At 44.5% G+C, this 14,024-nt stretch carries 16 protein-coding genes and 1 pseudogene; 7 read left to right on the top strand and 10 right to left on the bottom strand.

Annotated features, from left to right (window positions below; genetic code table 11):
• Positions 1-30 precede the first annotated feature (30 nt).
• Positions 31-747: pseudogene (locus ACUZ8J_RS09215) on the top strand (IS4 family transposase); the annotation flags it as partial.
• Between the two features lie 114 nt (positions 748-861).
• On the opposite strand, the gene ACUZ8J_RS09210 reads toward ACUZ8J_RS09215, so the two are convergent.
• The 4 genes from ACUZ8J_RS09210 to ACUZ8J_RS09195 form a co-directional block, all read right to left on the bottom strand.
• Positions 862-1,260: a hypothetical protein gene (locus tag ACUZ8J_RS09210; protein ID WP_446693652.1), complete on the bottom strand. Its 399-nt coding sequence runs from the start codon at positions 1,258-1,260 to the stop codon at positions 862-864.
• 100 nt (positions 1,261-1,360) lie between these two features.
• Positions 1,361-1,834 (bottom strand): hypothetical protein, encoded by a 474-nt coding sequence (locus tag ACUZ8J_RS09205; protein ID WP_446693651.1) that lies wholly within the window; start codon positions 1,832-1,834, stop codon positions 1,361-1,363.
• A 132-nt stretch (positions 1,835-1,966) separates the two neighbouring features.
• Positions 1,967-2,569 carry a YfbM family protein gene (locus ACUZ8J_RS09200; RefSeq protein ID WP_446693650.1) on the bottom strand — a complete coding sequence of 201 codons (603 nt, stop codon included), beginning with the start codon at positions 2,567-2,569 and terminating at the stop codon, positions 1,967-1,969.
• Between the two features lie 275 nt (positions 2,570-2,844).
• Positions 2,845-3,867, bottom strand: a complete 1,023-nt coding sequence (locus tag ACUZ8J_RS09195) for an IS110 family transposase (RefSeq protein ID WP_446693649.1) — start codon at positions 3,865-3,867, stop codon at positions 2,845-2,847.
• Between the two features lie 387 nt (positions 3,868-4,254).
• Between ACUZ8J_RS09195 and ACUZ8J_RS09190 the strand changes: the two genes are divergently transcribed.
• A complete protein-coding gene (locus tag ACUZ8J_RS09190; protein WP_446693648.1) occupies positions 4,255-5,478 on the top strand; it encodes an ISL3-like element ISShes3 family transposase in 1,224 nt (407 codons plus the stop codon).
• Between the two features lie 328 nt (positions 5,479-5,806).
• Here the strand turns inward: ACUZ8J_RS09190 and ACUZ8J_RS09185 are convergent, their stop codons facing one another.
• Both ACUZ8J_RS09185 and ACUZ8J_RS09180 read right to left on the bottom strand, forming a co-directional pair.
• Complete coding sequence (locus ACUZ8J_RS09185) at positions 5,807-6,040, bottom strand: hypothetical protein (RefSeq protein WP_446693647.1); 234 nt, start codon at positions 6,038-6,040, stop codon at positions 5,807-5,809.
• Entirely contained in the window at positions 6,033-6,398 is a 366-nt protein-coding gene (locus ACUZ8J_RS09180; protein ID WP_446693646.1) for a hypothetical protein, read from the bottom strand. The genes ACUZ8J_RS09185 and ACUZ8J_RS09180 overlap by 8 nt, the downstream gene beginning before the upstream one ends.
• A 448-nt stretch (positions 6,399-6,846) precedes the next feature.
• Here ACUZ8J_RS09180 and ACUZ8J_RS09175 point away from each other — a divergent pair, with 448 nt between their 5' ends.
• Entirely contained in the window at positions 6,847-6,972 is a 126-nt protein-coding gene (locus ACUZ8J_RS09175; protein ID WP_446693645.1) for a hypothetical protein, read from the top strand.
• 85 nt (positions 6,973-7,057) lie between these two features.
• On the opposite strand, the gene ACUZ8J_RS09170 is transcribed toward ACUZ8J_RS09175, so the two are convergent.
• The 3 genes from ACUZ8J_RS09170 to ACUZ8J_RS09160 form a co-directional block, all read right to left on the bottom strand.
• Positions 7,058-7,507, bottom strand: coding sequence for a low molecular weight protein-tyrosine-phosphatase (locus ACUZ8J_RS09170; RefSeq protein ID WP_446694923.1), 450 nt, complete (start codon positions 7,505-7,507; stop codon positions 7,058-7,060).
• A gap of 71 nt (positions 7,508-7,578) precedes the next feature.
• A complete protein-coding gene (locus tag ACUZ8J_RS09165; protein ID WP_446693644.1) occupies positions 7,579-8,601 on the bottom strand; it encodes a hypothetical protein in 1,023 nt (340 codons plus the stop codon).
• Positions 8,602-8,702: 101 nt separating this feature from the next.
• Positions 8,703-9,617 carry a DNA ligase gene (locus tag ACUZ8J_RS09160; protein WP_446693643.1) on the bottom strand — a complete coding sequence of 305 codons (915 nt, stop codon included), beginning with the start codon at positions 9,615-9,617 and terminating at the stop codon, positions 8,703-8,705.
• A 252-nt stretch (positions 9,618-9,869) separates the two neighbouring features.
• On the opposite strand from ACUZ8J_RS09160, the gene ACUZ8J_RS09155 reads away from it, so the two are divergent.
• Entirely contained in the window at positions 9,870-10,241 is a 372-nt protein-coding gene (locus ACUZ8J_RS09155; RefSeq protein ID WP_446693642.1) for a diacylglycerol kinase, read from the top strand.
• Between the two features lie 155 nt (positions 10,242-10,396).
• Here the strand turns inward: ACUZ8J_RS09155 and hdfR are convergent, their stop codons facing one another.
• Positions 10,397-11,254 carry an HTH-type transcriptional regulator HdfR gene (gene hdfR / locus ACUZ8J_RS09150; RefSeq protein WP_446693641.1) on the bottom strand — a complete coding sequence of 286 codons (858 nt, stop codon included), beginning with the start codon at positions 11,252-11,254 and terminating at the stop codon, positions 10,397-10,399.
• Positions 11,255-11,362: 108 nt separating this feature from the next.
• On the opposite strand from hdfR, the gene ACUZ8J_RS09145 reads away from it, so the two are divergent.
• The 3 genes from ACUZ8J_RS09145 (at position 11,363) to ACUZ8J_RS09135 (ending at position 14,017) form a co-directional block, all read left to right on the top strand.
• Complete coding sequence (locus ACUZ8J_RS09145; protein WP_011717333.1) at positions 11,363-11,815, top strand: DUF413 domain-containing protein; 453 nt, start codon at positions 11,363-11,365, stop codon at positions 11,813-11,815.
• Positions 11,816-11,835: 20 nt separating this feature from the next.
• Positions 11,836-12,843, top strand: coding sequence for an ATP-grasp domain-containing protein (locus ACUZ8J_RS09140; protein ID WP_220055327.1), 1,008 nt, complete (start codon positions 11,836-11,838; stop codon positions 12,841-12,843).
• Between the two features lie 310 nt (positions 12,844-13,153).
• A complete protein-coding gene (locus tag ACUZ8J_RS09135; RefSeq protein ID WP_088211452.1) occupies positions 13,154-14,017 on the top strand; it encodes a DUF481 domain-containing protein in 864 nt (287 codons plus the stop codon).
• The last annotated feature ends 7 nt before the right edge of the window (positions 14,018-14,024 follow it).

Below are 14,024 nucleotides of genomic sequence, written 5' to 3'. Positions count from 1 at the left end.
GGGTGTCTATGTTTTAATTAATGTTTTATTGGTTATCGCAATACTTGGTTTAGGGAAGTCGAACGCCATGGTTGGTTTTGGCTAGGGAGAGTTCGCGGTGACGTCAGTTTTATGCTCAACGGCCAAACATCATGGCAGTCAAATAAATCCCTCTATCCTAAAGCGAATTCAACCGCGAAATACATAGGTAGCGTCAAGTTAGCACGCAAGTCTCCACTACAATGTTGCCTGCACTTGTTTAAAGCTAAACCTAAGCTGCGTAATGATAAACGCTCTTCTAAGGCTGGACGAAATCACACCGCACAAAAGCGTTACAGCTTAGGAAGTAAAGAGCCTTGGCTACTCGCCACCAATCTACCTCCAGATTACTTTGGCCCTTCGAAGGTCGTCGATTTGTATGCTAAACGAATGCAAATTGAAGAAACCTTCCGCGATTTAAAAAGTCCGCAATATGGCATGGGCCTCAGACAAAGCCGCAGCCGTTGTCCAAAGCGATATGATGTATTGCTGCTCATCGCTATGCTCGCTGAAATCGTGTTGTGGTGTATTGGGTTAGCGGCACAACACCTTGGATGGCAAAGATATTTTCAAGCCAATACAGTGAAACAGCGGGCAGTGCTATCAATTGTTAGACTTGGAAAAGAAGTACGTAAAAGAGACAAATATCCGGTAAAGGAGACAATTTTTCGCTGGGCATTAGTCGAATATATAAACTTAGTTCATGACGCTGGAAGACCTCAATTATGAGGGGATCCCCCAGCGCCGCAATATGGGGCGTATTAAGCTTGGCTAAAATTAGCGAAGAATGAGCGCCAGCCAAGCTTTAGACGTCCCACACATAATTGCCTTGTTATATACCTTTTACTTACCTGCCTTTATTTTAGACAGTTGCACTTGCAATATAACAAATGCAGGAATCAATGGTAAAAACGCTAACCAAGATAATGGAGTAACAACCCAAAACCAGATAAACCACGCTTCCACGATCATTAATAGGAATAATTTATTAACACGCTTAAAAAGCATTAAGTCACCCATAGCCGCTAAAGGTAAACCAAAACCTAGCGAACCAAATAAGGCTATAGATGGGTGAATAATCTCAATTTTAATGCTTTTTATCACTGAAAAATAAAATTCGTAGCCATAGCTAAATAGCAAAGGACTCAATAGACAAAACATCCAAACAGTGCTCCAGCTAGCATTACGCTGATGCTTAGAGTGGATTTTATTTTTTTCTTGAAGCTTGCTCAATGCATCCATTTAACTCAGGCTATCCCTAGGTATATAACGCTTGGTTAAGGGGCCGGCTTTAGCCGGTCCCGAGTGAGCGAAGCGAACGACTTGAACCAATTGTTATATTTCACTCGCCAAATTCTTTGAGAAAGCTCTCTGGGTCTTTAACGAACTTGGCTGCATTTGATTTGAGAATATACTGCTTGAGCTCAAAAATATTTGGGTTAAGCATTGCTTTTTGTCCAGGAATAAACAGCACGCAATTTAGTGTGATTGCTGCTTTGCAGAGAGTAGACATAAAGTTTGTGATGTTTTCTCTAAGGTCGATCCTGAATCCAATTGAAAGTATATCGCCGTCTTCGTGCCATACACTTATATCATGTGTCTTTTCATTGCCCCAGAGTAATAATTTCTCAGACCATGAGTCTGCTTTGGGCAGTATAGATGAAAGTATTGCGTCAAAGTCTTTGGTTGGCTGGTTGTCAACCCACGCACAAGTAGTATCAAAGCCATCCTCTCCATAAAGAAGTTCAACCTCAAAATTATGTTCTTCAGCCCATTTGGCAGGGACGAACTCAATTGGAATTTGCCAGGCTGCCACTTAACTCTCCTGAAACATAACGCCCGGCTCACCAGCGCCCAAACTGGAGGGGCTTTTGTGGTAAAGTGTAGCGCAGCGTAACCCACAAAAGCAGCGTAGGTTTGGGCGTCTGCGTGGAGCCGTTTGTTATGCTTAGCATATATACACAGCCATACCCAGATTATTATTGGCACAATTAGCAACGAAGCTTTTAAGATTTACAAAGTATTCCGTAATATACTCCAAGCCTTCGTCGCCATCTCTGCTCCATATGTTTGGGTATATGTCTAGCTTGTCCATATCCTGTGGATCGTAGTTCGCTGACAGGTCTGCATCAGTTATGTTTGAAAGGCGTGAATGGATTTCTTTTACCGTCTCGCTATTGAACAAACGCGCAGGTCCGTAGCCTACGTCAATATCACCAGCGACTTCTCCACCTACAGTAATGAAATCCATTGGAGGTTCCGCTTCATATGCGGTTTTATTTATGCAGTAGTGAATTCCTTGCCACGACTTATCTAAGTCGTCATCGACGTTCTCACCTTCGACAAAAATTAAATTTGGTATTTCGGTGCCCGTTGTAGCTTTCTTTCCGAACAGCTTTGAGAGAAAGCCAACTTGATTTTTTTCCTTAACCGTTTCTTCATATATTTCTGGATCATCTGAAGCAATAAGCCTCCAGATAAGCTCGGGTCGCTCTAATATTTTTTTAATATTTGCATCTGATACACTATGAAGTGCTAAACACATACCCATGATTTACTTCCTTGCTAGTTTTGAAGCATAACATCTATGGACACCCCATTTTTTGCAAGAAAAATCAACCGATAACAAATGTGGTTTTGCAGCCATCTATTCGGATTCCTTGTAAGAGACTCGCTCTTGATCCCCGATGAACTTCGCTGACTTGGCTCTAATCATTTTATCGTTTTCTAAGAAACGATGTTAGGCACAGAGTTTCCAAGTCACGGTCTAACCTGTCTTGTCATCACTTGCTTTCACTTAGCAAAACTGGATGTACTTTTATTTACTTAATAGGTTCGTCCTGCGCTAAAACTTTCTTCTTTGGCTAATATGGCCCAAGAGATACGAACCAGTTTATTTGCTAATGCCACTATCACTTTGTTTTTATTCATTCTCTTGAGCAACGAGGTTACCCATTCAAAGAACGGTTTTCCTTCTTTTAAATGCCTAATCACCGCTCTAGCACCATGGATAAACATGCGTCTTAAGTAGGTATCTCCTCGCTTACTGATACCTAGCAGTAGTGACTTACCTCCGCTAGAGTGCTGGCTTGGTACTAACCCCATCCAAGCGGATAACTGACGCCCTGATGAAAACGCTTTTGCATCACCAATACTGGCAATTAATGCGGATGATGTTAAGCGACCAACACCTGGGATCTGTCTTACTTTCTGACACTCATCACTGACTTCACTCGTGAGATCTATCTGCTTATCCAAATATTCTGCATACTGTTCGAGCTCCCTCAAACGTGTTTGCATTAAACTAATGTGCTCAACTAGCAGCTTTGGCAACTTATGCTCGACCAAGCTAAAACCTTCTCTAAACCATTTTCTTAGCTGAAATCTTCCTGCAGGAACACTAACACCAAATTCTTGAAGGCTTGCCCTGATTCTATTGATTAATGCGGTACGGTCTCTGATTACGCCTTCTCTTTCTCGATGAAGCAGCAATAAAGCTTGTTGCTCTTCACTTTTAACAGAAACAAATCGCATCGTGGGGCGGCGAACCGCTTCGCAAATCGCTTCAGCATCAGCCATATCGTTCTTATTTGTATTTACATAAGGCTTAACATACTGAGGTGGCATGAGTTTGACTTCATGACCCAGCTTTTTTATTTCTCGTGCCCAATAATGAGAACTAGAACATGCTTCCATTCCAATCAGACAAGGAGCAATATTGCTCAAAAATTTAATGACTTGATTTCTTTTTAGTGATCTATTAATCAGTTTTTTCCCTGTCTTATCAAACGCACATAATTGAAAAACAGACTTTGCTAGATCAATTCCGATTGTATAAATATCACTCATGACGGTCTCCTTTTAAACTGACTTCCTCAGTATAGAAGGGGTGTCCATTTCATTATTTTATTAGTGCGCATGCGCGTTTATCACGTTGGACCAGTAAAAACGCGCATAGTTAACTATCTGTATGTAAAGAAGTTATCAGTTTTTTATTAAATATACCATCCGTAAAAACGCGCATGCGCGTTTTCCAAACCTATTATCTAATCTTAGCAGTTTCTATCGTACTGATTTTAAATGACTTTAAATTGTTATCATTGGAAAAATGCGCACGGATATTGCACTAAAAACCTCAAAATAAGCCTATTTCAGATATGACTGTGTATTTACGGCTCTTCTCTGAACATGGTGGAGTAGGTATAGTTCTAGCCAAATTCCTCTTAAATTTCAGTGATGAGTGAAGCTGCTTTATATCAACATATCTTGGGGTTAAAGGCACCTTGGGTCGTATCCAGTGTTCAACTCGATGAACCACGTCAGAGCATAATTGTTACCATCGCCTACGCTTCTCAAGCAGGCTTTAAATGCCCTATATGCCACAATGCGAGTCGCCATTACGATTCCCGTTTACGAAAATGGCGTCACTTGGATACCTGCCAGTATCAAACGCTCATTCAAGCTAACGTGCCACGAGTACACTGTACCTCACACGGTTATCAAACCCTCCAAGTCCCATGGGCCAGTGGCAGCAGTCGTTACACTGAATTGTTTGAGATGCGTGTATTAACCTTGCTTGCGATGAGTTCTCTTAATGCCGTCAGTCGGTTCTTTAAACTGAGCTGGGGAGCCATAGATAGGATTATGGCGCGCGCTGTTTATCGTGGACTGGCAAAACGCAAACTGATTAATACCGATTATTTATTGGTCGATGAAACCGCTCTTAAAAAGGGGCATGAATATGTCACGCTGCTCTCTAATCATGAAGGACAAGTTTTAGCGGTTTCAGAGGGACGTTCAGCTGCAAGTTTTGATGCCTGCCTAACACAGCTGCCTGCAGATGCATTACGTCAAACTCAGTCTATCTGTATGGATATGAGCCCTGCTTACATTAAAGCAGCAAAGAAAGCGCTGCCCAATGCAGAGAGGAAAATCGCATTTGATCACTTCCATGTAGCCAAGATGCTAACGGAGGCGGTTAACCGGATCCGCAAAGACGAGTTATTCAGGTTGGCGCCGTCAATGCGGCAAGAGGCACATCGCACACGTTTTTACTGGTTAAAGCGACGAGATAATCTCAGCGAACCCGACCGAGAGAGGGTCAATAGACTCATCCCGGCAATGATGAATACGGCTCTTGCATGGTATTTTAAAGACCAGGCTCGGAACATCTGGCATGGCAATAGTGTTCGAGGAACAAAGCAGCGATGGAAAGATTGGATAGCTTTAGCTAAAGCCAGCGGTCTCAAACCCTTAATGGCGGTGGCAGATACAATCGAGAACAAACTCTGGGGCATACTTAATGCCATGCGCTTTGGTCTATCAAACGGTTTGGCAGAAGCAATCAATAGCCAAGTTAGACAGCTCAGAGTAAAGGCTATGGGGTATCGAAATTCAGAGCGATTTCAACGTGCCATCCTCTTTCACTTTGGAAAGCTGGATATGGGGTTCCACCAATAACAACGAAGAGCCGTATTTACCCAGTATCTAGCTGTTATAGAGAAGCACAAAAATTGGGAGCTAATAGATGAGATTTTGTAAGGAAACTCTTTCGTAAAGCCCCGAATGAACAAACGAGTGCTAAATTGGAATGGGGCACGAACGTGTCAGCTTCATTCCTCTGACACGTATAGGGACAGAAGCTAGCTAGAATCTAAGCTCTAATTTGTAGGTTTCGGATTAAAATTTCTGTGGAGATAACGTTGCCCGCAGCGGCGATCGTAGCGAGTCCAGCAGCCAAAGGCTGCGTGCTGCCGGATCTTGTTAAGTGACGAGTCGTAAGATGATGTTATTCTTGAAATTCCCATGGGATTTCCTTTTTAAATAGCGCAATTGCTTGCTCTACAAGCTCAAGATCGAGTTCCATTTTGTAAAGGGTTACTTCTCTGGTTTTTTTAGTGTCATCGCGAAAGACTTCCAGAAGCAAGTCGTTGCCAGAATAAACCTCTATTCCGATCCCATCCCGACCTGAGCTAACATCACTTGCCACAATGTACTTTTCGATTTTGGAATGTTCATCCATGCTCGTTACTCAACGATTTCCACATAACTATAAGCGCACGGCGCGAACCTTGGTGAGCGTCGCTGCGGCCGAAGGCCGCAAAGTGCCACGCATTGTTATGTCTATTGGGGGGGCAGGCTTTTTTATAAATATCGATTAAAACAAGCCCTTTAGAACCCCATTGTTTATCATAAGGTAGGTAGTACATTGCGATATACTCTTCATCCTTCCAATAATCTTTCTCGATGTGCTCAGTCGTATTATGAATAGCATCCATCAGATCATGAATCATCAGTAAATTGTCATGATTCATGCACTTGTATCTGGCAAAAACTGTAGCCTCTCTAATAACTTGTAAATGAGCACTAATATTTTTCAATCAGATTTCCCTATGTATTAAGACATAACGTCTTAGTATTTATGCGCTGCGCTGTTTGCAAGGCATAAATCGCTTGTTGGACTTGGCCGCTGCCACATCCGTGTAAATGGGGGTATAAATGATGCTATAGGAATTTTCTTTTTTGCGGTAGCGGTTTTTTATACAGTTTGATGGGTAATTACTTGATATCGTTTTAGCTTTCTCATTCTTTTACGCTCACACCTGATTAATTATTGTTCTTGATTGACAGCATTTTGGCCTCGCATTCCGGTTGAAACTCGTACCACCTTTTCTCATTGGCTAACGTAATTTCGGTTGGATAACGGATTAAGGCCAGAACTAGGGGGCATTACTAAAATTGGGTCAATGTTCTGATGTTGGAGTTCGCTAGATGTCACTTTGCTAACGAGGAATGGGGCATTAGCTTTTTTGCCAAATGAACAGTTCAATGGTCATTAAAATTGCCATTGTTGCAACAGTGACCGTTGGCGGCATGGATGCCGCCGTCGAGCCCTCTGGGATGAGTTTATGGCGTGTCACAGGGTTAACTCTGCCCATGCTTATCACGCGATAAAGAATTACGCTTTCTGGCTTCGATTAATTGCACTGCATCCAACCGTACTTAAGCCTTAAATCCTTATCGACGCATTTGTTGCTGGCTAATTTGTTTTTCCAGTTAACTGATCTAATAAGGCATCCATACTCTGTTCGAGTAGATCGAGGACTAATTCGAATCCTCGCGTACCGCCGTAGTAGGGATCGGGCACTTCATCCGTGTCGCAATCACCGTAGGACAACATCAGCTTTAATTTGTATTGATATTCGGGTGGGCAGCGGCGGCGTAAATCCGCGAGGTTGCTATTATCTGCCGCTAAAATAAGATCGAAATGCTCAAAATCGGCATCAATTACTTGTCTTGCACGCATGCCGTCGAAACTCAAACCGCGTTTTTTACCTGCCGCCATCGAGCGACTGTCGGGGGAATCCCCTTGGTGATAACCAATAGTGCCCGCCGAATCGACTTCGATATTAAGACGGCGATCGCGAATTTTAGCGCGGCAAACGGCCTCGGCAGTGGGCGAACGACAAATATTGCCCATACAGACCATTAAGATGCGTCGTACATGCTGATCTTTTGCTAACGCTTTATCTTCTAACAACTTAACATCCTCTCGTACTGTTACTTAGGTGTTGATGCCATCTGACCAAAGGCGGGGGAAATACATTTTTTGACTTCAAAATGGTAACCATACTGCTCATTGGCAGACTCGGTAATTTCCAATATTTCATAGTCATTTAGCTCAATCACCACTGAGTCGGCTAATTTATCACACCGACTGCGACCATCGGCTTCAAATTTATAGGCAAATAAGGCAATTAAATCGCGGATCCCTTTGTAATAGCTATGACCAAAGGCCTTAAGTGTCTCGGTTGTGTCGGTTTGATTAGGTTGCTGCGTGAGTTCAGTTCCCGTTTGTTCAATACTATCCTCGGCTTTGAGAATGGTTTCGCCTTCATCCACAACTTTAACTTCAAGCATATCGCCTTTTATCCCTTGGGTAGTCTTGGCTAAATCCCCTACCCAGTTTTCACCATCGGTAATCGCAACTAGGTTTAATAACAACACCACAGACAGAATCATACGCACCAGAGAAGTTGTCACCACAAATCGTTTTTTACTGCCTTGCTGCTTGGCTTCGAGTCCTAAAATCCGCAATCCGATATGGAAAAACAAATAGCAAGGGATCACCAATTGCAGCAGGAGTAAGGCGAGGATTGAGATACACACAAACCAAATCGGCAGATACAGCAGAATGGCAAAGTTATGGGTGTAGGACAAATGCGAGGCCGATACACCGGTGATTTCGTTCACGACACTACCGCTGGCCGCGAGGGCGAAGTTTGCGATAACCGCATAAAACAGCAGGAAAATAGCTTTGCCCGCCAACGTATGCCAAGCCATGGCAAATCTGGGCCAAAACTCAATAATCAAGGCAACAGCGGTGATGATGGCAGCAATCCAAATTTCGGGCTGGAATAACATTAACGCCAGTAACGCTAACAAGTAACAACGCTGGGCAAGATTTAAGCTTAACCAAAATTGCTTAAGTGTCACGAATGGATGTTTAAGCCATTTAGGCACAGTCAAGGCTTGCTGCACACGCTGCTTCCAAAGGGTTAATCCATGTTGACTGTCGACCAAAACTCACTCCTTGATATGATTGCCCATTAATAATCAATACGATACTCGGCAAAACGAATGTTAAGTGTTCGATTTTTATCAAAATTCAACAATTTCGCAACCTATTCTTTATCCTCTGGCGGTATGTCGCTTCTTATCCGCAGGAAGCTCGCAAAGCGCGGTAAGCCATTGACGGTTAATCCAAGATATTTGTAAGTGATAATCGTGCCTATTGCGGGCGGATGCTGACGCTCGGCCAAGCTAAAACCCGTGCCAATACTAAAGACACGGCCATCTGCGGTTTGCACTCTCAATGCGCCCAGTTGCCCGGCAAATTGCCCTTTACCCGCAATATGCCCAATCACTTTGGCCTCGGCATCTAAATAGGGCTTTAACTTCATTACGTTAGGATTACGACCCGGCGTATATAACGCCGTGCGTCGATGCAAGATTAAGCCTTCACCGCCTTGCGCTATTGTGGTGTCTAATTTCTGGTAGAGCGCCTCGACACTTTCTACGCTCACTTGCTCAATCACTTGCAGGTAAACCGATTTACCTGCAAGCAAGGTTTGCATCTGCTGATACCGCGCTTCAAAGCTTCCTTGCGCCTTGGGTAAATCAAACACCATAAAACGCACATTCTGCCACTCGCTCTCATTCGCTGATGCTTGGCGGATAAGGCCCGATATGGCTTCAAATCGTCCTCGCCCGAGCCATAACTCGCCGTCCATTGGGGTTGGCGGAAAATCCGCAGTAAACCAACTTGGCGCTAAGATGGGATTCCCCTGACGAGTCACTAAACGTTTTCCATCCCAATAACCGCGCACACCATCGAGTTTTTCGCTGACGAGAAAATCACTAATATGGGCACTATTCACCTTTGAGAACTCAGTCGCTAATTGAATATTCGGCACTTGGGGATTGGCGTAACTCACGGCCATGAATAAACCGCAAATTCCGCAGTAAAGCCCGAAGAAAACAGCGAAACACAGCACAAATGCAAATGTTAAAAAAGGTAAGCGAGTTGTAAGAGTCATTCCTTTGCCTCTTCAATAAAGCGGTATGGAATTTCAAGCTTAGCCGTAAGCCTGCGCGACGGCGAACCCTGCAATGTCCCACTAACACCCTAGCAGGACTGCGAATTTGTCGGCCTAGCTATTTATACGCTGGGGTTATCGGGCTATACTGCGGCCTCTTTTTTAAGCTCGTTCAAATGTTAACACGCGAGTCGTAGGCGATTTGAACGGGTAAAAGCTTCGCGAACAATCGCCCAAGTCGATGGAATTATTATGAAACCAGCAAACAACCACGGTATTAAACGCATCTTTAGAGCGACGGGATTTTCGATGAAGGGCTTAAAAGCCGCTTGGATCCACGAAGCCGCTTTTAGACAGGAATTGATGCTGGCCGTGGTCATGCTGCCAATCGCCCTGTTGGTCGATATCAGCACCTTGGAACGGCTGATGCTGATCTTAACCTTGTTTATCGTGTTGATTGTGGAGCTATTAAATTCGGCGATTGAAGCCGTGGTTGACCGTGTTGGCAGTGAAATCCATCACCTCAGTGGGCAAGCAAAAGATATCGCCTCCGCCGCTGTGTTTATGAGTCTAGCGCTTTGCGGTATTACTTGGCTTGTTGTACTGCTACCGCTATTTATTTAATACGCTGTTGATTTTATGCCTGTTATGTAGCGCAGTCTTTAACGAGCGCATTTATCTAACAAAGCTAAGTGTTACTTCTTAACTGATTGTTCTGCTCTAAAAAAACGCCTTTGAGATATCTCCCAAAGGCGTTTTTTATATGCAGTTGTTACAGATTAGCGTATTTCAGCTGACGTATCGGCTAAAAAGCCAATCGCCTGTTTGATTTGCTCTAAGCGGTCATTCTCGGCCCAATAGGCAACATACACACTACGCGAAATGGGGCTCGCTCCCGCAACTAAATGCAGCTCGCCGCGGTTCAGCAGTGGCTGAACCAAATGCTCGGGTAAAAACGCGCAGCCACCGTTATTCAAGATAAAATCCAAGGCGATACGGGCCGAGCTAGTGTGTAAGGTCGGCACGGGTAAAGCAGCATATTCCTGGGCATGCAGGATATTAAAGGCCGTACCCCAATCCACTTTGACATATTGCCCTGCCTGCACCGCGTTCACCGCCACATCCATGGTCTTGGACACCAGCAATAAATTGATTTGGCCTAATTGCACCAGTTCGAATTGGTCCAGTTTAGGTGGGTCGAAGGAAATCGCCAAATCGAGGGTGCGGTCCATCAATTGCCGTGTCATCACAGTTAATGGCAGCACTTCGGTCCGCAGGGCAACACCGGGCAATCCCACATGCAAATGCTGTAAATGCCTCTGCAAATAGGCGTCCCAAATATTGGGGCCTGCGCCAATGGCGAGTTGAGTCGATTGTAACTGACTGAGAGAGACATCCTGCTTGGCACGCTCCCAAGCGGTTAATACCGCTTCAGCATGTCCAAGCATACGTTCGCCCGCCGGAGTGGGCTGAATATTGTTGCGTTGGCGCTCAAATAAGGCCACGCCTAGAATACTTTCGAGCTGTTTTACCCGAAAGCTTACCGCGCTGCGGGTAAGGTAAAGATTTTCCGCGGCCTTGCCAAAATGACGGGTACGGGAGACTTCCAAAAAGGTCTTAAGTAAATCGGTATCCATAAAAATTCTTGACCAACATTGGCAAATTTTTTTGATTTATAAATCAATAATACTAGCCAATACTCCAGTTGCAAATCTTTGTATATCAAAAACTAGAAGGTAACAGCCATGTCTGAACAGTCTTTTTCAAACGCTAACAAGGGTTCTGAGACGGTGAACGGCTCAGCTGCCAGCTTTGTATCCCATAAACGTTTTTATGACGATGCCAATTTCCCGAAAGGTTTTAAGCGCAGTGGCGACTTCACCAGTAAAGAAGCCGAACTGCTTGAAATACATGGCCATGCCATGAAAAATCTCGACGAAGGCAAGACACTCCCCGTCACCGCCGATGAAGCGCAATTTGTCGAAGTCATCAAAGGAAACATCGCTCCCAGTAGCTTGTTAGAGCAGATCTGGTTAAAGTACCGCAAACTCGCCCTAGGTAAACCCTTTTATGCAGTGGTTGGCACAGTACATTTGCCCCCCACTAAGCCTGAGGCCGAGCCCGAAGCGGCATTCGATGTGGATGTCGAAATTGACGATGATGTTCAGGATGAAGCTGAACCCGAGGATAAAGAATGAAAATGAAGGTTTGCGATTAAATGCGTGGGTGGATTTTATATAAAGAAACCGCGACTCAGCTAAAACCTGAATTGTATGAAATTGAACGTCTATTGGCAGCAGCCAAGGCCGACAATATTGAGTTAGAAGTGTATGCTCCGGATGAGTTCGATCTCACCGTGACGAGAGAAGACAACAAGAGTATTTTGTTAAACGGCCAACCCGTTGAATTACCAGATTTTATCATCCCGAGAATGGGCTCCGGCACCACTTACTTTGCGTTGGCGATCATTCGCCATTTAGAACGTTTAGGGGTGTACTGCTTAAATCCATCAAAAGCCATTGAAATCGTTAAAGATAAGCTCTTTTCCCAGCAATTACTGGCCGAGAAGAATTTACCCACGCCCAAAACTATGTTGGTGAAGTTCCCCGTCGATATCGAACTGGTTGAACGTCACCTAGGTTTTCCCGTGGTGATTAAAACCCTTTCGGGTTCACAGGGTAGCGGCGTATTTTTGTCCCATAAGGCCCGCGAATTTGATGATTTAATGCAATTAATCGAAGCGACCAATAAAAACGCCAACATTATTTTGCAGGAGTTTATCGCCAACAGTCACGGCCGCGATCTCAGGGTATTTACCATTGGTGGACGCGTGGCCGGCTGCTATGAGCGCCGTGGCCAAGAAGACAGCTTTAAAGCCAATGTCAGCGCGGGAGGTTCGGCGCGCCCCTTCGAGATCACACCTGAAATCGAATGGTTGGCAACACAAACCGCCAATATTCTCGATTTAGATGTGGCGGGTATCGATTTGTTATTCGATAACGGCCACTACAAAATTTGTGAAGCCAACTCATCCCCCGGTTTCGAAGGCCTGGAATCCTGCTTAAACGTGGATATTGCGGCGCAAATCCTGCACTTTATCCGCATCCGTTTAGGCATGTTTAACAAGGATGATAAAGCTAGCGAGCCACAGCCAGTTCAAGCGCTGGGGTCCGAGGTCAGCGCGGCAGACGTCAGTACGTCTGAGCCCAAATCTGCGACTAACTAGTACAGCAATTGATACTCTATCCTTAAGCTCTTATCTGCGGCCCAGTCTCTACTGGGCCGTTTTTTTGGCTGAACCATACATTTTCTTCACAAATCACCAAGATGCAAATTACCGTGATCTCTCCCACAAGCTCGCCATACCAAGCCAAATAGCCGTACTACTTTTGTTTTAAATCACGAAACAACGCATTTTTTAAAACATTTTATTCACATTTTGAAATTTGCTGTTACACTCCAAATGTCCATAGCTTATGGCACTAAAGTCTGATGTTATCGCTGGATATAATAAGAAGAATACTGGAGTAACGTTGATTTCCACTCGTCTAACACCCCTAGTGATCGCCCTACTCGGCAGCAGCCCTGTGCTGGCGGGCGAATTGAGCCTTGAGCTAGGGGGATTTTATTCACAGTCGGATACCAATATGGAGGTGACAAACCCGAACACGGGGAACAACTTCACCTTAGACTATGAATCCGATCTACAACTGGCCGAGAATGAGTTTTTACCCTTTGTTGAAGTCAATTATCACTTTAACGAGCGGCATAATATTTACCTCGACTGGAAACAGCTGCACCGCGACGCCGAAACGCAAGCCTTATCCAAACCCTTTCAAATTGAAATCAACGACACCATTTACGATATCAAGGCTGGTGGCCGACTCAACTCCACCTTAAATATTGATATTCTGCGCGTGGGTTACGGTTATGATGCAATCCAGGGTAGCGATTACGATGTGGGCTTCTCCCTCGGTTTGCATACTATGTTTATCAAAACGGGTTTTGAAGGCGTTATCGGTGTCTGTCATGCCTCTGAGCTACTAAACAATGTCTGTGGTAGCCAAGCCATTCCCCGCATCGTCGATGAAAATGTCACCGCACCTTTGCCGGATTTTGGCGTCTATGCCAACTATGAATTTATCCCAGGCTGGAAGCTGACGACTCACGCCCAGTATTTCTACATTAAACTCAATGATGTAAAGGGTGAGTTGGTAGACGTTAAACTCGGCATCGATGCCAATATCACCGACAACTGGCGCATGAGCGTGGCCTATAACTACTACAAGGTCGATGTGGATATCGCCCAAAAATCACCGAATAAAGATACCCAAATCGCCGACTACAACATTTACTACAGTTTTATCGGCCCTATGCTTTCGGTCAGTTATACTTTCTAACGGATTG

Source organism: Shewanella sp. Koi 1, from assembly GCF_052907445.1.
Note: the sequence above shows the minus strand (reverse complement) of the source record. Positions and strands in the feature narration are given on the sequence as shown.